At 74.8% G+C, this 22,276-nt stretch carries 21 protein-coding genes; 16 read left to right on the top strand and 5 right to left on the bottom strand.

Annotation, left to right across the window (positions count from 1 at the left end):
- Positions 1 to 400: 400 nt before the first annotated feature.
- Entirely contained in the window at positions 401 to 1,249 is an 849-nt protein-coding gene (locus DEF28_RS06630; RefSeq protein ID WP_114396356.1) for an exonuclease domain-containing protein, read from the bottom strand.
- 351 nt (positions 1,250 to 1,600) lie between these two features.
- Between DEF28_RS06630 and DEF28_RS06625 the strand changes: the two genes are divergently transcribed.
- Positions 1,601 to 1,816: a hypothetical protein gene (locus DEF28_RS06625; protein ID WP_114396355.1), complete on the top strand. Its 216-nt coding sequence runs from the start codon at positions 1,601 to 1,603 to the stop codon at positions 1,814 to 1,816.
- Between the two features lie 167 nt (positions 1,817 to 1,983).
- Positions 1,984 to 2,391, top strand: coding sequence for a hypothetical protein (locus DEF28_RS06620; protein ID WP_114396354.1), 408 nt, complete (start codon positions 1,984 to 1,986; stop codon positions 2,389 to 2,391).
- Between the two features lie 28 nt (positions 2,392 to 2,419).
- Here the strand turns inward: DEF28_RS06620 and DEF28_RS06615 are convergent, their stop codons facing one another.
- Complete coding sequence (locus DEF28_RS06615) at positions 2,420 to 2,980, bottom strand: hypothetical protein (RefSeq protein WP_233515131.1); 561 nt, start codon at positions 2,978 to 2,980, stop codon at positions 2,420 to 2,422.
- A gap of 806 nt (positions 2,981 to 3,786) precedes the next feature.
- Between DEF28_RS06615 and DEF28_RS06610 the strand changes: the two genes are divergently transcribed.
- Positions 3,787 to 4,449, top strand: a complete 663-nt coding sequence (locus tag DEF28_RS06610; protein ID WP_114396353.1) for a hypothetical protein — start codon at positions 3,787 to 3,789, stop codon at positions 4,447 to 4,449.
- A 432-nt stretch (positions 4,450 to 4,881) separates the two neighbouring features.
- The gene (locus tag DEF28_RS06605) at positions 4,882 to 5,502 is read left to right on the top strand and encodes an RNA polymerase sigma factor (protein ID WP_181874206.1); all 621 of its coding nucleotides are present in this window, start codon (positions 4,882 to 4,884) and stop codon (positions 5,500 to 5,502) included.
- Between the two features lie 35 nt (positions 5,503 to 5,537).
- Here the strand turns inward: DEF28_RS06605 and DEF28_RS06600 are convergent, their stop codons facing one another.
- Positions 5,538 to 7,148, bottom strand: coding sequence for a serine hydrolase domain-containing protein (locus DEF28_RS06600; protein WP_114396352.1), 1,611 nt, complete (start codon positions 7,146 to 7,148; stop codon positions 5,538 to 5,540).
- 218 nt (positions 7,149 to 7,366) lie between these two features.
- Entirely contained in the window at positions 7,367 to 7,885 is a 519-nt protein-coding gene (locus DEF28_RS06595; RefSeq protein WP_114396351.1) for an inorganic diphosphatase, read from the bottom strand.
- A gap of 83 nt (positions 7,886 to 7,968) precedes the next feature.
- On the opposite strand from DEF28_RS06595, the gene dacB reads away from it, so the two are divergent.
- Together dacB and DEF28_RS06585 are read left to right on the top strand one after the other, a co-directional pair.
- Positions 7,969 to 9,333 (top strand): D-alanyl-D-alanine carboxypeptidase/D-alanyl-D-alanine endopeptidase, encoded by a 1,365-nt coding sequence (gene dacB / locus DEF28_RS06590; protein WP_114396350.1) that lies wholly within the window; start codon positions 7,969 to 7,971, stop codon positions 9,331 to 9,333.
- Between the two features lie 98 nt (positions 9,334 to 9,431).
- Complete coding sequence (locus DEF28_RS06585) at positions 9,432 to 10,553, top strand: zinc-dependent metalloprotease (protein ID WP_114396363.1); 1,122 nt, start codon at positions 9,432 to 9,434, stop codon at positions 10,551 to 10,553.
- Between the two features lie 37 nt (positions 10,554 to 10,590).
- Here the strand turns inward: DEF28_RS06585 and DEF28_RS06580 are convergent, their stop codons facing one another.
- Positions 10,591 to 11,232: a DUF6221 family protein gene (locus DEF28_RS06580; RefSeq protein ID WP_114396349.1), complete on the bottom strand. Its 642-nt coding sequence runs from the start codon at positions 11,230 to 11,232 to the stop codon at positions 10,591 to 10,593.
- Positions 11,233 to 11,400: 168 nt separating this feature from the next.
- On the opposite strand from DEF28_RS06580, the gene tilS reads away from it, so the two are divergent.
- From tilS to DEF28_RS06530, 10 genes are all read left to right on the top strand, one after another.
- The gene (gene tilS, locus DEF28_RS06575) at positions 11,401 to 12,372 is read left to right on the top strand and encodes a tRNA lysidine(34) synthetase TilS (RefSeq protein ID WP_114396348.1); all 972 of its coding nucleotides are present in this window, start codon (positions 11,401 to 11,403) and stop codon (positions 12,370 to 12,372) included.
- A gap of 100 nt (positions 12,373 to 12,472) precedes the next feature.
- Positions 12,473 to 13,027: a hypoxanthine phosphoribosyltransferase gene (gene hpt / locus DEF28_RS06570; RefSeq protein WP_114396347.1), complete on the top strand. Its 555-nt coding sequence runs from the start codon at positions 12,473 to 12,475 to the stop codon at positions 13,025 to 13,027.
- A 367-nt stretch (positions 13,028 to 13,394) separates the two neighbouring features.
- On the top strand, positions 13,395 to 15,464 hold the full coding sequence (gene ftsH, locus DEF28_RS06565) for an ATP-dependent zinc metalloprotease FtsH (RefSeq protein WP_181874205.1): 2,070 nt from the start codon (positions 13,395 to 13,397) through the stop codon (positions 15,462 to 15,464).
- Positions 15,461 to 16,084, top strand: a complete 624-nt coding sequence (folE, locus tag DEF28_RS06560; protein ID WP_374058056.1) for a GTP cyclohydrolase I FolE — start codon at positions 15,461 to 15,463, stop codon at positions 16,082 to 16,084. Before ftsH ends, folE begins: the two co-directional genes overlap by 4 nt.
- Positions 16,085 to 16,231: 147 nt before the next feature.
- Positions 16,232 to 17,137, top strand: a complete 906-nt coding sequence (folP, locus tag DEF28_RS06555) for a dihydropteroate synthase (protein ID WP_114396345.1) — start codon at positions 16,232 to 16,234, stop codon at positions 17,135 to 17,137.
- Positions 17,134 to 17,571: a nuclear transport factor 2 family protein gene (locus tag DEF28_RS06550; RefSeq protein WP_114396344.1), complete on the top strand. Its 438-nt coding sequence runs from the start codon at positions 17,134 to 17,136 to the stop codon at positions 17,569 to 17,571. Before folP ends, DEF28_RS06550 begins: the two co-directional genes overlap by 4 nt.
- A 70-nt stretch (positions 17,572 to 17,641) precedes the next feature.
- Positions 17,642 to 18,013, top strand: coding sequence for a dihydroneopterin aldolase (gene folB / locus DEF28_RS06545; protein WP_114396361.1), 372 nt, complete (start codon positions 17,642 to 17,644; stop codon positions 18,011 to 18,013).
- Positions 17,997 to 18,518: a 2-amino-4-hydroxy-6-hydroxymethyldihydropteridine diphosphokinase gene (gene folK, locus DEF28_RS06540; protein ID WP_114396343.1), complete on the top strand. Its 522-nt coding sequence runs from the start codon at positions 17,997 to 17,999 to the stop codon at positions 18,516 to 18,518. The genes folB and folK overlap by 17 nt, the downstream gene beginning before the upstream one ends.
- Positions 18,519 to 19,016 (top strand): DUF3180 domain-containing protein, encoded by a 498-nt coding sequence (locus DEF28_RS06535; RefSeq protein WP_114396342.1) that lies wholly within the window; start codon positions 18,519 to 18,521, stop codon positions 19,014 to 19,016.
- A 279-nt stretch (positions 19,017 to 19,295) separates the two neighbouring features.
- Positions 19,296 to 19,787, top strand: a complete 492-nt coding sequence (locus tag DEF28_RS06530) for a PH domain-containing protein (RefSeq protein WP_114396341.1) — start codon at positions 19,296 to 19,298, stop codon at positions 19,785 to 19,787.
- Positions 19,788 to 22,276: the final 2,489 nt, after the last annotated feature.

The following is a 22,276-nucleotide window of genomic DNA, read 5'->3' as shown; positions in this document are numbered from 1 at the left end:
ACCGCGCCCGTCGCGGGGTGCGAAGGGCGCGGCGCCCCGCCCGGTCACAGGGGGCAGCGGACCGTCACGTGGACGGGGAGCACTGCCGGGCGGCGCCGGTGCTCAGAGCGGATCACGGGTCTGGGTGCGGCGCTCAGAACACACGCGGCGCTGTGTACCCCGTTAACGGCGATTCGAACAAAAAGTTGCGAAGTCGCAGGCCAGGCGGGCGCGCGGCGGCGCGGAAACGTGTTCCGCGGCACCGACGGGCGGACAAAACGGTCACCTCACGCTACCTGCATCCGTGCGGTGGATCGGTGGAGGGATGCTGGAGCGCGGCCCCGGAGCAGGTGGACGACAGCGTGGCGCCGGCGTCCGGAATCCGCGCCGGGCGGGGGTGGAGGCGCCGCGGGCGGGGGATTCAGACCGCGACGGCGGCCGGCCACGTGCCGTCGATCACCCTGCCGTGGCCCGGCCGGCGGCGGTCCAGCCACTCCTGGCGGCTGCGGGCGTATCCCGCCGCCCACTCGACCTGCCGCTCGTGCAGTGCCGGCAGCGCCAGTCCGGCCAGGTCGGGGTGGCGCGCGGCGATCTCCTGCGCCAGCGCGAGGCAGGCGGCCGCGTCGGCGACCGCGGTGTGCGCGTCGGTGAGGTCCACTCCGTAGTAGGCGCACATCGCGCCCAGGTTGCGCGGCCCCCGCCGGTAGGGGTCGATGCCGCGGTCGATCACGAGGGGGTCGATGATCGGCCGCGGGGCCGTCCCCAGGCGGTCGGTGAGCGACTTCATGTCCCGGCGGCGCAGCTCGTTGTCGAGGACCCCGAGGTCGAAGGGCGCGTTGAAGATCACCAGTCCGCGGTCGGCGAGCAGGTGGTCCACGAGCGCTCCGGCGATCTCCTCCAGGGCGTCCTCGGCCGGCACCCCCTCGGCGCGGGCCCGTTCGGTGGTGATGCCGTGGATCGCGACGGCGTCGGCCGGGATCTCCCGGTCGCCCGGGTCGACCAGCCAGGTGCGCGCGCCGCCGGCGGAGTCGACCAGCGCCGCGGACACGAGGAACGCCTCGCGGGGGTCGTTGGAGGAGGTCTCGCAGTCGTAGCCGGCGAGTCCCACCGTGTGCCACCCCAGGTGGTCGCCGCGCGGCGGGGGTGCGGGGCGGGGTTCGTGGTCGGAGCAGTAGGTCCGCCAGCGACCGTCCTCCTTGATGACGACGCCCGCCTCGGCCGCCACCTCGCCCCCGCAGGTGCGGCACGGCCCGGGATAACGGTTTCGCATGAACAGCCCCTGTCTTCTCGACGACCGTCATCGTAAGCGCGTTGTGTGACAGTGGCGGCGGGGCCGCGCCGGGCGAGGGCGTCCCGGTCGGGCCGGCGAGCGGCGTGCCGCGCGCGGGGCGGCGGCGTCCGCCGACGCTCTGCGCCGGGTGCCCGGGGCGCCGTCGCCGCACGTCGCGGGCGGTGCCAGCCGCCCCTCGCATCGGGGCTGGACCTCCCCTTCGGACATAGAGGGCCGCTGACAGGGGTACAGACGTGTAGCGCGCGAGCCAGCGCGTGACGGGCAGCACCGGACGCAGGACCGCGCACCCGCGGTCGTCGGCCGGACCGGAGCGGAGAGGAATCGGAGACCATGAGTCTGGACGAAGCAGCGCGCCAGCTGGAGGCCGCCATTCACGACGCGCGTGTGTCGTTCGACTGCATCGCCCTGGACGAGTTGGAACGGGCGCACACCAGCGTGATCACCGCGCGTGCCTCGGTGGACGCGGCGGAGAACGCCATCAGGGTCGCGCTGGAGAGCCGGGAGGACGCGCAGGAGCGCGGGGAGGCGGCACCGGATCGCCGCTGAGCCGCATGCCGGCGGGTCCGCGGCCGGGCGCGCGTGCCCGAGGTGAGCGGGCGGCGTCCCCGCCCGGCCGCGCGCACCGGCCGCCCTCCCGGAGGCCGCCCCATGATTGCCCAAAGGATCGCCCCCGGGTCTCGAACGCATGTTCTATGAGTCGGTATGCTGGCAGCATGTCCGACCAGCGGTTATCCCAGGATTGGCCGGCGAGCGTGCACCCGCCCGAGGCGGAGACCTTCGAGCAGACGGCCATCGTGTGGCTGTTCGACAACGTCCCCGCCGACTACCGGCTGCACGGCGTGCTGCGCCGGCACCCGGTCGCGCTGGCCCGCCTCGCCCGCCAGCACGTGGCCGCGTGCCTGGAGGGCGCCCGCCAGGGGTACCGCACCGCCCGGGTCGACCTGCGCGACTTCCTTCCGCCGCACGCTGTCGAGCAGGTGATGAACGCCTACCTGGCCGAGGGGCGGCGCATGGCGGCCACCCTGCGCTCGATCGAACTCGTCGACGACGCGCTGCGCGACACCGCGCTCCGGGCGGGCCGGGCCGAGGAGCGGGACGGCGCGTCGGCCGGGAGCGGCTGACCGCGGGCGCCTGCGGGCCGGTCCCTGGTCACCCGGTCACCCGGACCACGACGGCCGTGCGGGTGCCGGTGTTGACCAGCTGGTGCTCGCTGTTCGCGCCGAGCGCCCGGGCGCGGCCGCCGGCCAGCCGCCGCACGGCGAGCAGCGCCCCGTTCGGGGCGGTGGCCACCAGGTGCGCCCGGCCGTGCGCGAGGTAGAGCAGGTCCGCGCCCGGGCCCGCTGCCCGGCCTTCCGGGGCCGAGGCCAGCGACACGAACTCGTCGGGCTCCAGTGCGACCACCGTCACCCGCATGCGTCCGCTCGCCCCGCGGCGGACGGTGCGCGGCGCGAGCTGCCAGAACCCGTGCCGGCGCGGCCACAGGCTCGGCCGGGACAGCGCATGCGCGGCGCTTCGGGCCGCTGTCAGCAGCTGGCCCACGGTCGGCCGGGCCCGCCCGGCCAGATGGGCGTAGCCGGAGCGCTGCCCCGCCATCACGAGGTCGCCGATCTCGTCCAGCGCGGACGCCGCCGGCCGCGGCGGGGCTTCGGCGGTGTCGCGGGCGTGGACACGGGGCTGCGGGCGTGCGGGCGTGGAAATGTCAGAGGACACCGACGGAGATCCTTCGTGAAGGGCGGGCGCCGGCCCGAGGCGACGGGTTCGCGGCGGAAGACGGGATCGGCCGGTTCGAGGAGCGCGTGGACGGACGGCAGCGTCCACCCACGTCCACGAACGCGGTCTCGACCGGATGCCGCGGTGCGACGACGGCCCGGGCCCGGCGTCGTCCGTCACGGGGGACGGAGCATGCTGGGCCGGTCGCGGCTACGGACGACGGACGTCCGGCGCGGGAACGGGGCACACCGCGGCGCGTGGGCCCGGCACCGGGCGGACCGGTGGGGCGCTGGCTTCGGTCAGCGACAACACGAAGCGGGCGAACACGACACGCCGGCCACACGGCGGGCGGCCACGGAGGCCGTGCGAGCCATGAGCTGGACCAGGCGGGTGCGCGGGTGCATGCCCGTAAGAACACCAACCCGGGAATCCGATGTCAAGCCGTTCCCCGAGGTCGGCGTGTCGGCTCGGTCACGTCGGCCGGAGCGGTCCGGCGACGCGCCCGGGATCCCGCAGCGTGTCGGTTCCCTCCGGCCGGAACCCGCGATGTGCACCGCCCGATTTCCGGGGGAAAGACATTGCGATACCAGGGGTTTCGGTGATGGCATGGGGACCGGCGGAGGGCGCGCGCCTCGGGAGGGCGCCGAAACACGGCCGGTACCGTGGCGGAGTCGGCGGCCGGCCCGGGCCGTTGCGGCCGACCGCCGACCGGGCCGGGCGGGGGATTGCGGAGCGGGCCCTGGACGCCGGGGGCCGCGGGATGGCGCGCCGCCACCCGCCGCCGGCTGGGCGCTGGAGGTGACCACGTGGGGGATGGCGGGTCGATCCGCCCCGGACCGGCCGGGCGGTCCGGCGCTCTGCCCGACTCCGTCGCCGCTCGCTGGACGCGGGTCGCCGTGCGCGCGGCCATCGCCGTGGCCGCCGGGGTGATGGCGGCCGGCTTCCTGAACTGGCGCGCGGGCGCCCTGGTCACCGCGCTCGTGGGGCTCGGCTACCTGCTCCTGCACACCGGCCCGCGCGGCCGATCGCCGCACCGGCACGGCCGCTGGCTGCGTGTGCTCCGGCGGCACGGCTACCACCTGCTTCCCGACGGGACCACCCGGCATGTGGCCGTCGGACCCGGTGGTGTCTACCTGCTGGAGACCCGGTTCTGGCAGGACCCGCTGACCCTGGCCGACGCCGAGTGGCGGATCGGCGGCGTTCCGGCGAACCGGGTGGTCGACCGGCTGGTCCGCCGGGCCGCCCGGATCGCCGAGGCCCTCCGCTCCGCCGGGATGGCGGAGCAGGCGGTGGTCCCGGTCCTGATGGTGGCCGGCCGGCTGCCCGAGCCGGTGATGCGCTCCGGTGGCGCGGTGATCGCGGGGGTGGCGAGCGCGGTCGGCTACATCGCCACCCGGCCGCCGGTCGTCGAGCCGGGGGACGCGGCGGAGATCGCCGCGGCGCTGGAGCGGTCGGCCGCCCGCGGGTGAGGCGGCGGTACGCGGTCCGCAGACGGGGGCCGCGCGGCCAGCGCCGCGGCCACCGTCCGTCGCCGTGGCCGCCTCCCCGCCGACGGCCGCGGGGCAGGCGGCGGTCACCGGGCCGGCACGGACGGCGGCCGCCACGCGCTGCCCGGCGGCTCCAACGCGGCGTCCATCGCCAGGGGCGCCCCACGGACCGCGTTGCCGGCCGGCGTCGGCGGCGAACGTGCAGGTCGCCGTTGCGGTACGTCAGGAAACGCGGGTTCCAGTCGGCCGCATCCCGCCGCACGGCGCGTCGCGGAGCTCCGTGCCGTGGTGGCCGGGTAGGCGCTTTCCGTTCGGTCGGTATTGGCGATCCGCGCGGGAACGCCGGGACGCTGACGGGGATTTTTGGGGTAAAGCGATGGCTCTCGGCCCGGAGGAACCGTAGATTTTGTGATCATGACGGACCGGGATCTCGTCAGAGCACTCCGCTCCAGCCGCGTGCCGGCCGCCAGCTCCTGCGCGCAGCTCTACGACGCCTACGGGGCGGAGCTGTACCAGCGGTGCTGGCTCACGCTCCGTGACTGCGACGCCGCGCAGGCGGCGGTGCGGGACACGCTGATCGTGGCGCGGTCGCACGCCGACCAGCTCGTCGATCCCACCCGGCTGCGGGACTGGCTCTTGGCGATCGCGAGCGCCGAGTGCGAGCGGCACCGCGGCACCGTCGAGGCCGTGCGCGGACCAGGCGGCCGGCCGGCCGAGGACGCCGCCGACGCCGCCGACGCGGCGCACCCGCCGCCCGCGTCGCTGCGGCTGCGGGTGCTCAGCTGCGTCAGCTCGCCCGGTCTGGCGGGCTACCGGGCCCACGTGGCCGACCGGGCCGACCGGTTCGACCGGTACGGCTTCCCCGACCCGCGGGCCCGCACCCGGCACCGCCCCAGCTCCTACCTGCTGCCCGGCCTGCTGGTGACGGCCTGCGCGCTGCTCCTGCTGCTCCTCGTCCTCATGGAGTTCCTCGAGGTCGCGCCGGCCGCGCTGAGCGGATGGACCGCCGGAACCGGTACCTCGCGGGGCGGCTGACCCGGCGCCCGCGCGGTCGCCGGGTCAGCCGGCGCTCAGAAGTACGCCACGGAGAAGGACCAGACCATCAGCGCGGCCAGACCGGTGGAGCACATCGCGGACAGCGCGAAGAACGGCACCCGGATCCAGCGCACCCGGGCCCGCACCGCCGGGACGCGCGGCCAGTACCAGATCCCCACCGCGAGCGCGGCGACCACGAGCCCCAGGGCCAGCGCCCACACCGCGGTCGGGGTGTACACCCAGCTGCCCGTACGCAGCACGAGGAGCAGCACGGCGGTCGCGCCCAGCGGCATGGAGACGACGCGCAGCCGGTCGAGCGGCCGCTGCCCGACCAGCGTCCGGCGGCGCACCATCAGCGCCACCGCGAGCAGCGGCGGCAGCAGGGTCAGCGGGAGCGTGAGGGCCAGCGACATCGCCGGCGACGAGACCAGCCCGCCCTCCGCGACCGTGGGGACGTTCTCGGCGCCCATGAGCCGCGCGCCGATGAGGGAGACGTCCACCTGGAAGCTGTTGGACAGCGCGACCACCGCGCGGTCGTCCTGGACGGCGACGAACGCGGACGACCCGTAGGTGCCGCCGCTGTGCTGCACGAGCTCGACGCCGTCGCCGAACTCCGTCGTCATCCAGGCGAGGCCGAGCCGGGTCTCGGGCACGGGCCCCTCGTACGCCGGCCGCACGGCGGACATGCCCGGGGCGGTGCCGTCCATGACTCCGCGCGCGAGCCGGAGGAGGTCGGCCGACGTACTCCAGGTGCCGATGCCGGCGGGGGCGTAGGAGAGGGTGTGCCACGGTTCGACTCTGGCGCCCGCCTCCCAGTGCGGCAGCGCGGCGCCGGCCGGCGGCCCGTCGACGCCGGCGCCGATGATGACCGTGTCGGTCATCCCGAGGGGGTCCAGCACCCGCTCGCGTGCCAGTTCGGGGTAGGGGACCCCGGTCTCCCGGGCCAGCGCCTCGCCGAGCACCGCGAAACCGAAGTTCGAGTACCCCCACTGGCCGGGCGTCACCGGAACGGCGGCCGCGAGCGAGTCCTCCAGGGGCGGCTGCCACGCGTAGCCGTCGTTGAGGGTGAGGCTGCCCGAGACCGCGGCGGCCCACATCCCCTCCAGCGGCATGCGCGCCAGGCCCGAGTGGTGGCTGGCCAGCTCCTCCAGGGTGACGCCGGCGACGTCCGGGCTGGCGAAGTCGACGTCGGTGAAGATCTCGCCGAGGGTGCTGTCCAGCTCCACCTCGCCGTCCTCGGCGAGGTCGGCGAGCGTCATGGCGGTGACGACCTTGAACACCGACCCCGTCTCGAACGGGGTGTCGGCGGTGATCGGGGCGGTGCCGTCGGCGGTGCCGGCGGTGACCGCGGACGTCTCGTCGCCCTCGACGAGGGTCACGGCCAGCCCCTGGACCTGCGCCTCCCGGCCGCCCAGCGCCTCGGCCACCGCCTCCGCGAGCTCCGGGTCGCCCGACAGCTCGGCGGGGCCGGGTCCACCCACGGGCAGCAGGAGCTGGGCCGCCACCCCGGCGACCGCGCCGAGGGCGAGCGCGCCGCCCCACACCCGGCCCGGCGCGCGCGGCGGCCGCGACCGCGGGCCCGGCCCCGGCCTCGGATCGGTGTGCGGAGCGGTCGGCGGGAGGCCGGAGGTCTCGGGGGAGGTCATGCTCCCAGCGTGGCGGCGACCGCGGTGCCCCGGGCAGAGCGTGATGTCACCGCCCCGGCGTGCCGGATCACCGGATCCTCGGTGACATTTCCCCGCCGGGGGACATGACGGATGTCATCTCCGCGACCGCGCACCATCACGGCGCCGCCGAGGCAGCGCCGCGGTTCGCGGGACCGGCGTGGCGGGCGACGGCGTCCACACCGGTCCGGGGCCGCCGGCTAGTCGATCTTGATGTGCGTCGTGTCGCCGTGCGCACCGTGCTTCTGGGCGCGCTCGATCGAGGCCTTGATCTCCTGCTCGGCGTCGTGCCGGCCGACCCAGGTCGCGCCCTCGACGGACTTGCCGGGCTCCAGGTCCTTGTACACCGTGAAGAAGTGCTGGATCTCCAGGCGCTCGAACTCGTTCACGTGGTGAATGTCACGCAGGTGCTCCATGCGCGGGTCGGTCGACGGGACGCACAGCACCTTGTCGTCGCCGCCGGCCTCGTCGCGCATCCGGAACATGCCGATCGCGCGGCAGCGGATCAGGCAGCCGGGGAACGTAGAGTGCTTGAGCAGCACCAGCGCGTCCAGCGGGTCGCCGTCGTCGCCGAGCGTTCCTTCGATGAACCCGTAGTCGGCGGGGTAGCTCGTCGAGGTGAACAGCATCCGGTCCAGCCGGATCCGGCCGGTCTCGTGGTCCATCTCGTACTTGTTCCGCTCCCCCTTGGGGATCTCGACCGTAACGTCAAATTCCATGCTGTTTCTCGGCTTCCCTTACGACTAGTGTCGCTACGACGATTTCAGGATTTCGCGATGCCAGAGGAAGGCAGGTACCGGGGGTGCGGCACGATCGAGTCTGGGCTCTCCTCACCTTGGCCTCGCTCAACATATTCGTGCTCGTGGCCGGCGTGGTCGCCTGGGATGTGATCGCGTCCCGCCCTCCGGAGACCGTCGCCCACCCGGTCGCCCTCGCCCAGGAGGCTCCGGCACCGGCGGGGACGACCGCAAAGCCGGTCAATCCGGATCTGCTCGCGGACAAGCTCGATGATCGCATGTCGAACTCGGGGATCGACGACGGGCTCTCCGCCTTCGTCGTCGACGCTGAGACCGGGGATCCGCTGTTCGCCCGGGACGAAGGGGAGACGGCCGTACCCGCCTCCACCACCAAGGTGGTCACCGCCGTGGCCGCGCTGCAGGCGGTCGGCCCCGACGCGCGGATCCCGACCGACGTCGTCCAGGGCGCCGAACCCGGCCAGGTCATCCTGGTCGGCGGCGGCGACCCCACCCTCACCGAGGTCGTGCGCTCCGGTGAGTACCCGCGGCTGGCCACCCTGGAGGAACTGGCCGAGTCCACCGCCGGCGAGCTGCTCGCCGCCGGGATCGGTTCGGTGCGCCTGGGCTACGACGACTCCCGCTACAGCGGGCCGGACATGGCGCCCGGCTGGAAGCCGGGCTACGTGGACGAGGGCAGCGTCGCCACGGTGCACGCGCTGATGCTGGACGGCGGCCGGGTGTACCGCGAGGAGAACTACAGCGAGCGCGTGGGCGACCCGCCGCGTGCGGCGGCCGAGGCGTTCGCGCGGCAGCTGGAGGCCGCCGGGATCACGGTGGAGGGTGCGCCCGCGCCGGCCACCGCGGCCGCGGACGCCGCGCCGATCGCCACCGTCGAGTCGGCGCCCGTCTCCGCGCTGGTCGAGAAGATGATGCTGGAGAGCGACAACAACATCGCCGAGGCCCTCGCCCACCAGGTGGCCCGGGCCGAGGGCGGGGAGATGTCCTTCGCGGGCGGCGCGGCGGCCGTCATGAGCGTCATCTCGGACCTGGGTGTGCCCGACGTGCACGTCGAGGACGGCAGCGGGCTCTCGGTGAACAACCGGATCACCCCGAAGGCGCTCGTGGACCTGCTGCTGCTCGCCGCCGACGACGCGAACCCCGACCTGCACTACGTGGTGAGCGGCCTGCCCACGGCGCACTTCACCGGCACGCTCACCGACCGCTACACCGCCTACGAGGCGTCCGCCGCGGGCGCCGGCCTGATCCGGGCCAAGACCGGGACCCTGAACGGGGTCAGCACGCTCGCCGGGACGGCCTACGACGCCGACGGCCGGCTGCTGGTGTTCGCGTTCATGGCCAACAACCCGGCCGCCGAGGGGCGGATCCTGGACACCTTCGCCAGCGCGCTGGTGGAGTGCGGCTGCTCCTGAAGCCACCCGGCGTCCCTCGGGGGAACCCTGGGGAAACCCCGAATTCCCGGCCGAAACCGGTGTGGCCGGCGCCCAGCGGGTACGGTGAATTCGTGAGTCTGATCGACTGGGACGTAGCCGTCAACACCGGTGTCCGCCTCGTGCGGCCCGGTCCGCAGGTGGACCTGGCCGAAGCCCGGAAGGCCGTGGCGCAGCTGCGTGAGCTCTCCGTCACCGCGCAGAGCCATGTCCGCGACTTCACCGGCATGCACAGCCTGGAGCCGGCCGGCCCCGCGGTCATCGTCGACCGCCCCGGGTGGATCAAGGCCAACGTCGACGGCTTCCGCGTGGTGCTGGAGCCGCTGCTGGACCGCCTGGGCTCCGGCCGGCTGAGCGGTACCACCGCCGGGTCCATCACGACCGCCGTGGGGTCGCGGATCACCGGCGTCCAGCTCGGCGCCATCCTCGCCTACCTCGCCGGACGGGTCCTCGGCCAGTACGAGCTGTTCCTGCCGCCCGACCCGGACGGCCGCGGGCCCACCGGCCGGCTGACCCTGGTGGCGCCCAACATCGTGCACGCCGAGCGCGAGCTGAACGTCGACACCCGGGACTTCCGGATGTGGGTGTGCCTGCACGAGGAGACGCACCGCACCCAGTTCACCTCCACGCCCTGGCTGCGCGACTACGTGCAGGAGCAGATGCGGGAGTTCCTGCTCGCCTCCGACGTCGACGCCACGGTCTTCCTCGACCGGCTGCGCGCGGCCGGGGAGGCGGTCGCCGAGGCGGTCCGCGGCGGTGAGGCCAACCTGATCGACGCCTTCCAGACCCCGGTGCAGAGCGAGATCCTGGACCGCATCACGGCGGTCATGACGCTGGCCGAGGGGCACGGCGACTACGTGATGGACGCGGTCGGCCCCGAGGTGGTGCCCTCGGTCGCCGAGATCCGCCGCAAGTTCCAGCGGCGCCGCGAGGGCGGCAACCGGGTCGACAGGATCATCCGCCAGCTGCTCGGCCTCGACCTGAAGATGAAGCAGTACGAGGAGGGCGCGGCGTTCGTCCGCACCGTGGTGGACCAGGTCGGCATGGCCGACTTCAACCGGGTATGGGAGTCGCGCGAGACGCTGCCCACCATGCAGGAGGTCCGCAACCCGCAGGAGTGGATCGACCGGGTGGTGCGCGCCCCCGAACTCCCGAGGGCCGACTCCGACGACGTGCCGCCGCAGGCGCCGCCCGCCGAGTGACGGGCCGGCCCGCGCAGCGCGGTGCCCCGGTCGGGCGTCAGGGACGCCACTCCTCGCGGTAGTCGGGGTGGTCGGCATAGGGCGCCGCGAGGCAGCGCACCACGCGGTCCGCCCACTGCGCGCCCCTCTCGGCGATCACCGACATGACCGGGTCGGCCCGCAGCGAGGAGTCCTCACTCTCGCGCAGCAGGTCCACCGCGTGGTCCAGCATCCGGCGGCCGCTCTCGACCTCCGCGAGCGCGCGGCCCGGCGCGCGCCGGGCGATGTGCGCGGCCGCGCCGAACGTCACCGGGCCGGCGGCCAGGATCCAGTGCGGCGACCACCCCGAGTCCGCGCGGTGGGGGTACTCCTCGCGGCTGCGCAGGTGGAGCGGACCCTCCTCCGGGATCCTGGCGCGGACCCACTGCTCGCGTCCCCGGTACCGGGTCCAGTCCCGCCGCGGGGCCCTGCCGGGCGGATGGCCGGTCCGGCCCAGCGACCAGCTCTCGGGGTCCTCCAGCGGAAGCGGGGCCCCGGACGGCGCGACCCACTGCCAGCGCTCGCCGGGCAGCCGCGGCTCCATCTCCGGGAAGGCCGCCGGCCGGTACGCGTCGCTGACCGAGTGGGACGCGGCCCGTGCGACGTCCGCGTCCTCGTCCAGCCGCGCCCGGACGAACGCGGCGATCGCCATCGTGGTCATGGCGCCATCCTTCCCGAAGCGGCCGGCGGGCGGAACCGGCCGGCGCCGTCCCGGTCCGGGGCCGCGCGCCGGCGCCCGGGCGCCGCGACGGCGTAGGTTGGCCCCAGAGGCGCCGCCCCGGCGGCGCCTCTGGGGGCCGAGCGGACCACGACCAGCCAGGGGGAGCCGATGAGCGGTCCGGCACCGTCCGTCGCCGCCGTGCGGGTGGCGGTGCGCCGCGCGCTCGCGGGCACCGCGGCCGGCGACCTCGTCCTCGTCGCGTGCAGCGGCGGGGCGGACTCGCTCGCCCTCGCCGCGGCCGCCGCGTTCGTCGCGCCGCGCCTGGGCCTGCGCGCCGGCGCGGTCACCGTGGACCACGGCCTCCAGCCGGGATCGGCCGAGCGGGCCGCCGAGGTCGCCGGTGTGCTGCGCCGGCTCGCCCTGGACCCGGTCGACTCCGTCGCGGTGGCGGTGGGCACGGCCGGCGGACCCGAGGGCGCCGCCCGGGCCGCCCGCTACGCCGCGCTGGACTGGGTGGCCGACGAACGCGGCGCCGCCGCGGTGCTGCTCGGGCACACCCGCGACGACCAGGCCGAGACCGTGCTGCTCCGCCTGGCCCGCGGATCGGGAGCCCGCTCGCTGGCCGGCATGGCTCCGCGCGCCGGACGCTACCTGCGCCCGCTGCTCGACCTCGACCGGGCCACCGTGCACGCGGCGGCGGCCGAGATGGGGCTGAGCCCCTGGCAGGACCCGCACAACACCGACCCCGCCTACGCGCGCTCCCGGGTCCGCCATGACGCGCTGCCCGTCCTGGAGCGCGTGCTCGGCCCGGGGATCGCCGCGGCGCTCGCCCGCTCCGCCGGCCTGCTCCGCGACGACGCCGACGCGCTGGACGGCTGGGCGGACCAGGCCGCGGCGCAGGCCGGGCTCGCCCCCGGGGAACTCGACGTCGCGGTGCTCGCCGCCCTGCCGCGCGCCGTGCGCACCCGGGTGCTGCGCCGGGCCGCGCTCGCCGCCGGATGCCCGGCGGGTGCGCTGACCGCCGGCCACGTGGCCGAGCTCGACCGCCTCGTCAGCGACTGGCGCGGCCAGACGCACGTCGACCTGCCGGGCGGCCGGCGGGGCCGCCGGATGGGGGCGCGCGTGGTCCTGGGCGGCTGACTTCCGGCGGGCGCACGGCCGTCCCGCCGGGGGCGATTCATCCCCTTATCCTGGGGGACGTTCCGGCAACCGCCTAGCTGAGCAGCGAGGACACGTAAGCGTGGACGCGAAAGACATGGCCGACGGCCTGGAGAAGGTCCTGGTCACCGAAGAGCGGATCAAGGCCCGGCTCGAAGAGCTGGCAGCCGAGATCGACGCCGACTACGCCGGTAGGGACCTGCTGCTCGTCGGCGTCCTCAAGGGCGCGGTCATGGTCATGGCGGATCTGGCGCGGCGGCTGCACCACCCCTGCGAGATGGACTGGATGGCGGTCTCGTCGTACGGCGCCGGCACCACGTCCTCCGGTGTGGTCCGCATCCTCAAGGACCTGGACGCCGACATCAGCGGCCGCAACGTGCTCATCGTCGAGGACGTCATCGACTCCGGGCTGACCCTCTCGTGGCTGGTCGGCAACCTGCGCTCACGCGGGCCGGAGTCCGTGGAGATCTGCACCATGGTCCGCAAGCCGCTCGCGCTCGACATCGAGCTGGACGTCAAGTACGTCGGATTCGACCTGCCGAACGAGTTCATCGTCGGCTACGGTCTGGACTACGCGGAGAAGTACCGCAACCTGCCCTTCATCGGGACGCTGGCGCCGCACATGTACCAGCGCTGAGCCGCCGCCGTCCGCGACCGCCGGCCCGCCCCCGCCCCGGGGGACGGCCGTCCGCGTGAACGGGAACAATGGGGCCATCCGCGAGCGTTGCTGTCATGACGGACGCACCGTGGAGCGGGTGGCCCATCGGGTGAATGCGGTTGGCCACGGCTGGGGTGTACCGTCGGTTATCCCGGCATCATTGTAGGGAGCACATGTCCGATAGGTCCCGCTTCCGGCGGCCATAGGAGGCCCTCCGGTGGTAGGGCGATCGCCGGCGCGCCGCCCGCGCGCGGCGCCCCGCCCGCCGTCCGGGGTACGGCCCGTCTGTGGTTATCGGGGCAGGCCGCCTGGTCAGGAGGGACGGACCCAGCGGGGTTCCGTATAGATGAATCTGAAGCGTTTGTACCGTGGGCCATGGCTCTGGCTTCTGGCCATCGCCCTCATGATCATTGTTGTTACCCAATTCACGGGCTGGGGCTCCGGTGACGGCCATCAGAAGGTCGACACCTCGCGCGTCTTCGCCCTGATCCAGCAGGACCAGGTGCGCGATGCCCGGATCATCGACAAAGAGCAGCGCATCGAGCTGACCACGACGCAGGGTGACAGCTACGAAGCCTACTGGGTCGACGGTCAGGGGTACGAGCTCGCCCAGCAGCTCCAGGAGAAGCAGCAGGACGGCCACCTCGAAGCCTACGACGTCGAGGTTCCCCAGGACAGCGTGCTCGTGTCGCTGCTGTTCAGCTTCCTGCCGCTCATCATCATCATCGGCATCTTCCTGTTCATCATGAACCAGATGCAGGGCGGCGGCTCGCGGGTGATGAACTTCGGCAAGTCCAAGGCGAAGCTCATCACCAAGGACACCCCGAAGAGCACGTTCGCCGACGTCGCGGGCGCCGATGAGGCCATCGAGGAGCTGCAGGAGATCAAGGAGTTCCTGCAGAACCCGGCCAAGTTCCAGTCGATGGGGGCGAAGATCCCCAAGGGCGTGCTGCTCTACGGCCCGCCCGGCACCGGCAAGACGCTGCTGGCGCGCGCCGTCGCGGGCGAGGCCGGCGTGCCGTTCTACTCCATCTCCGGATCCGACTTCGTGGAGATGTTCGTCGGCGTCGGCGCCTCCCGGGTGCGCGACCTGTTCGAGCAGGCGAAGGCCAACGCCCCCGCCATCATCTTCATCGACGAGATCGACGCCGTGGGCCGGCACCGCGGCGCGGGGCTCGGCGGCGGCCACGACGAGCGCGAGCAGACGCTCAACCAGATGCTCGTCGAGATGGACGGCTTCGACGTCAAGGGCGGCGTCATCCTCATCGCCGCGACCAACCGGCCGGACATCCTCGACCCGGCGCTGCTGCGCCCGGGCCGCTTCGACCGCCAGATCGTCGTGGACCGCCCGGACCTGGAGGGCCGCAAGGGCATCCTGCGCGTGCACGCCAAGGGCAAGCCCATCGACCCCGGGGTCGACATGGACGTCATCGCCCGGCGGACGCCCGGCTTCACCGGCGCCGACCTCGCCAACGTCATCAACGAGGCCGCGCTGCTCACCGCCCGCGCGGGGGGCAACCAGATCGACATGCTCACGCTGGAGGAGGCCATCGACCGCGTCATGGCCGGCCCCGAGCGCAAGACCCGGGTCATGTCCGACGCCGAGAAGAAGATGATCGCCTACCACGAGGGCGGGCACGCGCTGGTGGCGCACGCGCTTCCCAACGCCGACCCCGTCCACAAGGTGACGATCCTGCCGCGCGGCCGGGCCCTGGGTTACACCATGACCCTGCCGATGGAGGACAAGTTCCTCTCCACGCGCTCGGAGATGATGGACCAGCTGGCGATGATGCTGGGCGGCCGCGCCGCCGAGGAGCTCGTGTTCCACGAGCCCACCACGGGCGCCGCCAACGACATCGAGAAGGCCACCTCCCTGGCCCGCAACATGGTCACCGAGTACGGCATGAGCGAGCGGCTGGGCGCCCGCAAGTTCGGCGACGGCAACACCGAGCCGTTCCTGGGCCGCGAGATGTCGCACAGCCGCGACTACTCCGAGGAGATCGCCTCCATCATCGACGAGGAGGTCCGCCGCCTCATCGAGTCCGCCCACGACGAGGCGTGGGAGGTCCTGGTGGAGTACCGCGAGGTGCTCGACAACCTGGTGCTGGGGCTCCTGGACAAGGAGACCCTCACCAAGGAGGAGGTCCTGGAGATCTTCGAGCCCATCGAGAAGCGGCCGTCCCGCGGCTCCTACAAGGGCTACGGGAAGCGCCAGCCGTCCTCCAAGCCCCCGGTCCAGACGCCGAAGGAGCTGGCGCTCCTCGGCCCGCAGGACGTCGAGGAGCTGGCGGGCGGCAACGGACGCTCGTCATGGCGGCCGGAATCGGCGGAGGACCGCACCGAGGGCGAGGCCCCGGGCCGGACCGGAGGCACCGACGCCTCCGGGGACGGTCCCGAACCCGAGGACAGAGGTTGACCGAGTACACCGAGGTGACCGGCGGGTTCCCGGGGGCGGAGCCCGCCGCCGGGACCGTCGATCACCTCCGGATCGAGAAGGCCGTGCGGGAGATCCTGATCGCCATCGGCGAGGACCCCGACCGCGACGGGCTCCGGGACACCCCGGCCCGGGTCGCCCGCGCCTACGCCGAGCAGTTCGCCGGGCTCAACCAGCGGCCCGAGGACGTCCTGACCACGGTGTTCGACGCCGGCCACGACGAGATCGTGCTGGTCAAGGACATCGAGCTCTACTCCACCTGCGAGCACCACCTCGTCCCCTTCTACGGGGTCGCGCACGTGGGCTACATCCCCAACTCCGACGGGCGGATCACCGGCCTGTCCAAGCTGGCCCGGCTGGTCGACGTCTTCGCCCGCCGGCCGCAGGTCCAGGAGCGGCTGACCACCCAGGTGGCCGACGCCGTGATGGACCTGCTGGAGCCGCGCGGCGTCATCGTCGTGATCGAGGCGGAGCACCTGTGCATGACGATGCGCGGCGTGCGCAAGCCCGGCGCGAAGACCGTGACCTCGGCGGTCCGCGGTGACTTCCGCAACCGCGACCGCACCCGGGCGGAGGCGATGAGCCTCATCCTGGGGCGGTGAGAGCGGCGCGACCGCCGCGGTGAGCGGACTTCGGCGCCCGGCCTCCGACGCGGAGGCCGGGCGCCGCCGCGTTCCGGGACGCCGGCGCGGTGGTCCGGCCCGGCCAGGGGGTGCTGCTCGGACGCGGGAAACCATAGGGTGGCGAATATGGCGTCGATGATGAAGCTTCCCGGACTGCCCGATCCCGGGCGGTGCCTGGTGATGGGGGTCGTCAACGTCACCCCGGACTCGTTCTCCGACGGTGGCCGTTGGTTCGACCCCGCGCGTGCGATCGAGCACGGGCTGCGCATGGCCGACGAGGGAGCCGACATCGTCGATGTCGGCGGTGAGTCCACCCGGCCCGGCGCGCAGCGTGTGTCCCTGGACGAGGAACTGCGCCGGGTGGGGCCGGTGGTGCGTGAGCTCGCCCGCCAGGGCGTGGCGGTGAGTGTCGACACGATGCGGGCCGAGGTGGCCGACTACGCGGTCGAGGCCGGGGCCCGCCTGGTCAACGACGTCAGCGGCGGCCTGGCCGACCCCGCCATGGCGCGGCTGGTGGCCAAGAGCGGTGTCGCCTACGTGTTGATGCACTGGCGTGGGCATAGTCATGACATGCAAAGACGCGCGGAGTACACCGATGTCGTCCAAGAGGTCCACGACGAGCTGCGGCGCCGCATGGCCGCGATGGTCGACGAGGGCGCCGACCCGAACCGGATCGTGCTCGACCCCGGTCTCGGGTTCGCCAAGCGCCCGGACGTCGGCCACAACTGGGCGCTGCTCGCCCACCTCGACCGGTTCCACGACCTGGGCCGCCCGATCCTGGTCGGGGGCTCCCGCAAGCGCTTCCTCGGCCGGCTGCTCAGCGACGCCGAGGGGGCGCCGCGCGACTTCACCGGGTGCGACGACGCCACGGTGGCGCTGACGGCGCTGGCGGCCGAGCGCGGGGCGTGGTGCGTACGGGTGCACGACGTCCGGCCCAACGCCGACGCCGTCCGGGTCGCCGCCGCGTGGCGCAGCGGCGGCGCCGTGCTGGACGAGGGCCGGGCCGACCCGATCGGCCGGAGCCGTCCGTGAAGTCGCGGCACGAGATCATGGAGCGCGTGGCCGAGGCCAACGCGGAGTTCTACCAGGCGATCGAGAACGGCGACATCGACCAGATGCGCCGGGTCTGGGCCGAGGAGGACCAGGCGCCCGACCTCGTGTGCGTGAACCCGGGCTGGCCGCTGCTGCGCGGGCGGGCGGAGATCCTGCGCGCGTGGTCGCTGGTCATGGCCAACGTCCCCTACATCCAGTACGTGCTGACCGAGACCCACATCGGCGTGAGCGGGGACGTCGCCATGGTCACCTGCGAGGAGAACGTGCTGACGGCCGAGGACGACAGCCCGGGGTTCGTGGCCGGGGGGCAGGTGGTCACCACCAACCTGTTCGTCCGCACGGAGGGCGGCTGGCGGCTGTGGTCGCACCACGCGTCGCCGGTCATGCTGGACGAGGACGGGAGCGAGGACTGAGGTGCCGGAGCACCCGCCGAGGCCGGCAGGAACACCGCAGGAGGACGCCGCGGCCCGACCGCCGCGGCCGCTGGACCGGATCGCCGTGCGCGGCCTGCGTGCCCGTGGGCATCATGGGGTATTTGACCATGAACGCCGCGATGGGCAGGATTTCGTGATCGACGTTGTCCTGGCCGTGGACACCCGCGCGGCCGCCCGTACCGACGACCTCACGCAGACCGTGCACTACGGGGAGATCAGCGACCGCCTGGTGGACGTGGTCCGCGGGGAGCCGCTGAACCTCATCGAGACGCTGGCCGAGCGGTTGGCGGCGGTTTGCCTGGCCGAGCCGCGGGTGGCGGAGGTGGAGGTGACCGTGCACAAACCCCAGGCCCCCATCCCGCACCCGTTCGACGACGTGACCGTCACGATCCAACGGAGACGACATGAACAGCTGGGATGACGCCCGCAGGGTCGTCCTCTCGCTCGGCAGCAACCTCGGTCAGCGAATGGACAACCTCCAGGGCGCGCTCGACGTCCTCTTCGACGCCCGCGGCCTGCGCTTCGTCGCCGCGTCCCCGGTGTACGAGACCGCCCCGGTGGGCGGCCCGGAGCAGGGCGCCTACCTCAACGCCATCGTGCTGGCCGACACCCTCCTCGGTCCGCGGACCCTCCTGGAGCGCGCGCAGAGCGTCGAAGAGGCCTTCGACCGAGTCCGGGACATCCACTGGGGGCCGAGGACGCTCGACGTGGACATCATCACCTACGGTGACGAGACCAGCGACGACCCCACGCTCACCCTGCCCCACCCCCGCGCGCACGAGCGCGCCTTCGTGCTGCGCCCCTGGGCCGACGTCGACCCCGAGGCGCGCCTCACCGGGCGCGGACCGGTGCTGGAACTGCTGCGGGCGGTGCGCGGCCAGGAAGTGCGCCGCCGGGACGACCTCGTGCTGCAGGTGCCTGACTAGATGGGCCAGGAACACCAGGACGACCCCCAGGGCCGGCTGCACCCCACCGGGTGGCGGCTGCCGCTGGGCCTCATCGTGGTCAGCGGCATGGTCGGCTTCCTCGTGGTGCGCCAGTTCTACGGCGCGCTTCCCGTGCTGCCGTGGACGGCCATCCCCACCCTGTCGCTGCTCGGAATCGGCGAGATCGTCACGGCGGTCCACATCCGGCGGCGGATCCGGCGGGTGCCGGGCACCGAACCCGTCGAACCCATCAGCGTGGCCCGGCTGGTCGCCCTCGCCAAGGCGAGCGCGGTCTTCGGATCACTGGTGATCGGCCTGTTCGGCGGCATGGCGCTGGCCCTCGTCGACCGCCTGAGCATGGCGGCACCCCGCGCCGACGCCGCCACGGCGGCGGGGACGGGACTCGCCGCGGTCCTGCTCCTGGCCGCCGCGCTGCTGCTGGAGAACGCCTGCCGCGTCCCCACGGACAAGGACCGCGACCGGCACGCGCCGGAGTGACCGGACCCGGCATCCGCCGGCGGCCCGCGCGCGGCGCCGGGGGCCGGTGTCCGGCCAGGCCGCGCGGGGGTGCGGAGCGTCGCCGTCCGGAATCCGGACGGCCGCCGGGCCGGCGACGCGACGGCCCGCCGTGTCGCTCCGCGCTCCGGAGCGCCTTCGGGATGATTGACTGGAATCGTGGAGTTTGCCACCTCGAACGAGTCGCACCAGGACCACGGGCCTGAGAACGGGGCCGGGACGGGGACCGATCCGGTCCCCCCGGAGCCGCCCGCCTCTGCGGTGGAGGCGGCCTTCGCCGCGCCGCCGGGCAGCTCATGGCAGCGGGTGTCGCCGGCCCTGACCCTGTACAACCGGCTGGTCATCACCGGGGCGCTGCTGCCGACTGCGGTCGTCGCGGGCGCCTTCGTCGGCATCTGGTCCGGGGTGCTCTGGGCCGTGGCCGCGGTCGTCCCGCTGGTGGCCGCCGGGGTCGCGGGATGGCTCCTGGCGCCGCGTGCGCGCGGTTCCTGGGGATACGCCGAAGGACGCACCGATTTCTACCTCACCTGCGGGGTCGTCATCCGGCAGCTGGTGGTCGTCCCCTACGGGCGCATGCAGCTGGTGGACGTCACCGCCAACCTGCTGGAGCAGGCGCTGGGGATCGCGACCGTCCGGCTGCGGACGGCGGCGACCACCGCCGACGCGCGGATCCCCGGTCTGCCCCTCGACGAGGCCACCCGGCTGCGCGACCGCCTGGCGGCCCGCAGCGAGACGTTCTCCACGGGACTGTGACGCGTGAGCGAACCGAACGAGAGCCCATCCACCCCGGGAACACCGTGGGACCCCGCGCGTCCGGCGCCGCCGGCCGGCCGGCCCGCGCGGCGGGCCGCGGAGGACACCGCGCCCGGCCAGCGGTCGCCGTCGGGCAGCGGCGGCTGGTTCGGCTGGCGCCGCCGCGCGGCACGGGCCGACGCCGAGCCCGCCGCGGAGGGGCGGCCGGACGCGACCGGGAAGGCAGCAGCCGAGCCCGGTGACAAGGACGCCGACCGCGCCGCCCACCGCGCTGACCACCCCGGCACCGAGGCGCCCGGCAGCCCGGACGGCGGGGGCACCGCCGCCCGGTCCGCCGCCGAGCGGCCCGCCGCCGAAGGGCTTGCCGCAGGCGGCCGGACGCCGACCGAGGGCCCGGACGAGGACGACTGGATCTTCGACGCCCCGGACACGGCTGCGCGGTCCCATGGGGTCTCGCTGCTGCGCGAGGTCACCGCGCCGACCGACCCGTACCGGGCCGAGGAGGTCGCGCCGCCGCCGATCGCGGGCTGGAGCTTCGCCGAGCTGCGCACGGCCGCCGCCGGCCCCGGGGCGGAGGGCGACGGACCCCGAGCGGAGCCGTCCGGAGCCGCGGCGGCCGGCGGCGACCCGGAGTCGGGGGACTCCGGCGCGACGCCGCAGGCCGACACCGGCGGCCCGGCCGCCCCGGCGGAGCCGCACGGTACTCCGCCGCCGGCTGCGGAACCCGCGGCCCCCGGCGCGACGCCGGAGGACCCGGAGGAGACCGAGCGGCCGGAGACCTCGTGCCCCGCCGGCGGGTCCGAAGTCCCGCCGGCCGGGCACGCTCCGGACGCCGGGAACCGGGACGGTGGCGCCCTCGGTCCCGACCCGGGCGGCACGCCGGCGCCGGGGCTGAGCGAGTCCGGCGGACCCGCCGCCCCCCGGGGCCCGGAGAGCAGCGGCCGCCCCGGTGGCACGCCCGTGGAAGCCGCCCCGGCGGCCGAGGCCCCGCACGAGCGGGCGGACACGGGTCCGGCGGCGCGAACCGGGGCGGAATGGGCAGCGGCGGACCCGTCCGCCGCGGACGTGCCGTCCGGCGTTGTCTGGAGCGCGGACCGGGACGCGGCTGAAGAGGGGGAAACGGGCGGGACCGCAGACACAGGCGCCCCGGACCGGGGCGGACGCCCGGCGGCTGGGTCCGCCGAGCCGCCGCCGACCGCGCGCCGCCCGTCCCGGGAGGACGCGGCCGGCAGCGCCGACGGCGACCTGCGGCTCGGCGCGTCCCCGGCCGGGGAGGCGGGCGAGAACGACCGGGCGGCCGCGGACTCCTCCCGCCGCCCGGGGCGCGAGCCCGTAGCCGGGCCGCCGGTGCTCCCCGAAGGCGGACGCCCGGTGGCCGGCGGCGAGGCGTCCGCGCCGACGCAAGGTAGGCAGGCTGCGGCGCCCCACGGCGCCGGGGAGGCACGGCCCGGGGCCGTTCCGGAGACGGGCGCCGCCGAAGCCGGTGGCGAGCGGGCACCCGCGCCGCCGGACGGGGAGTCCGTGCCGGAGCCGCCCGGGGACCCGGGCGGCTCCGGTGCCGCGGTGGCGCGGGAGGATGCGGCGGAGGCGGAGCGGAGGACCGCGGCTGCGGACGGTCTGGACGAGGACGGTCCCGGTGCTGCCGCGCTGGACAGCGGTGGCCGCGGGGCGGAGGCCGAGGGCGGGTCCGTGCCGCCGCGTGGCGGGGTGCCTTCGGAGGGCGGCCTCGGAGCGGAGGAGCCCGCGGTGCGGCCGTCGGCGGCCGAGGGGCCGCAGGCCGTGGACCGGGAAACGGGCCCTGCCGCGGCGGCCGGGGGCAGGGCGGCGGTACACAGGCAGTCGGGGCGTGCGGCGGCGGACGGTCCCGGTGCTGCCGCACCGAAGAGCGGCCGCGGCCGGGTGGAGCCCGACAGCGCGTCTGGGGCTGCGGCGGACGCGGAGCAGGCGGCTGCGGCGGCAGGCGGTCAGCCGTCGGGCGCGGTGCCGCGTGTGGATGAGGACGGTCCCGGTGCTGCCGCGCTGGACAGCGGTGGCCGCGGGGCGGAGGCTGACGGCGCGTCTGGTGCCGCGGTGGCGCGGGAGGATGCGGCGGACGCGGAGCAGGCGGCTGCGGCGGCAGGCGGTCGGCCGCCGGGCGCGGTGCCGCGTGTGGATGAGGACGGTCCCGGTGCTGCCGAGCTGGACAGCGGTCGCCGCGGGGCGAAGGCCGACGACGGGTCCGTGCCGCCGCCTGGCGAGGTGCCTTCGGAGAGGGGCCTCGGCGGGGAGGAGCCTGCCGAGGAAGCGACGGTGGTACGCGGCCAGTCGGGGCGTGCGGCGGCGGACGGTCCCCGTGAGGAGGGCTGGTCGGCCGCCTCGGTGGCCGGGACCGGCGACCCGGGTGGCTCGGCCGGGACGCCCCGGGGGCGGTCCGGTGAGGGTGCGCCGCCGTCCGGAGGGGACACGGAACCGGAGGCGCACGGGCGCTCGCAGGAACGCCCGGGCGGCCT

The organism is Marinitenerispora sediminis (genome assembly GCF_003336425.1).
Taxonomy (GTDB): domain Bacteria; phylum Actinomycetota; class Actinomycetes; order Streptosporangiales; family Streptosporangiaceae; genus Marinitenerispora; species Marinitenerispora sediminis.
This window is presented reverse-complemented; position numbering and strand designations above follow the sequence as displayed.

Bases quoted from the DNA above. Each gene is read 5' to 3' on its own strand.
- DEF28_RS06630 (WP_114396356.1), bottom strand. From the start codon at position 1,249: ATGCGAAACCGTTATCCCGGGCCGTGCCGCACCTGCGGGGGCGAGGTG.
- DEF28_RS06580 (WP_114396349.1), bottom strand. From the start codon at position 11,232: ATGACCACGATGGCGATCGCCGCGTTCGTCCGGGCGCGGCTGGACGAG.
- ftsH (WP_181874205.1), top strand. From the start codon at position 13,395: ATGAATCTGAAGCGTTTGTACCGTGGGCCATGGCTCTGGCTTCTGGCC.
- folK (WP_114396343.1), top strand. From the start codon at position 17,997: ATGAACAGCTGGGATGACGCCCGCAGGGTCGTCCTCTCGCTCGGCAGC.
- DEF28_RS06535 (WP_114396342.1), top strand. From the start codon at position 18,519: ATGGGCCAGGAACACCAGGACGACCCCCAGGGCCGGCTGCACCCCACC.
- DEF28_RS06595 (WP_114396351.1), bottom strand. From the start codon at position 7,885: ATGGAATTTGACGTTACGGTCGAGATCCCCAAGGGGGAGCGGAACAAG.
- DEF28_RS06625 (WP_114396355.1), top strand. From the start codon at position 1,601: ATGAGTCTGGACGAAGCAGCGCGCCAGCTGGAGGCCGCCATTCACGAC.
- tilS (WP_114396348.1), top strand. From the start codon at position 11,401: ATGAGCGGTCCGGCACCGTCCGTCGCCGCCGTGCGGGTGGCGGTGCGC.
- folP (WP_114396345.1), top strand. From the start codon at position 16,232: ATGGCGTCGATGATGAAGCTTCCCGGACTGCCCGATCCCGGGCGGTGC.
- DEF28_RS06600 (WP_114396352.1), bottom strand. From the start codon at position 7,148: ATGACCTCCCCCGAGACCTCCGGCCTCCCGCCGACCGCTCCGCACACC.
- DEF28_RS06620 (WP_114396354.1), top strand. From the start codon at position 1,984: ATGTCCGACCAGCGGTTATCCCAGGATTGGCCGGCGAGCGTGCACCCG.
- DEF28_RS06605 (WP_181874206.1), top strand. From the start codon at position 4,882: ATGACGGACCGGGATCTCGTCAGAGCACTCCGCTCCAGCCGCGTGCCG.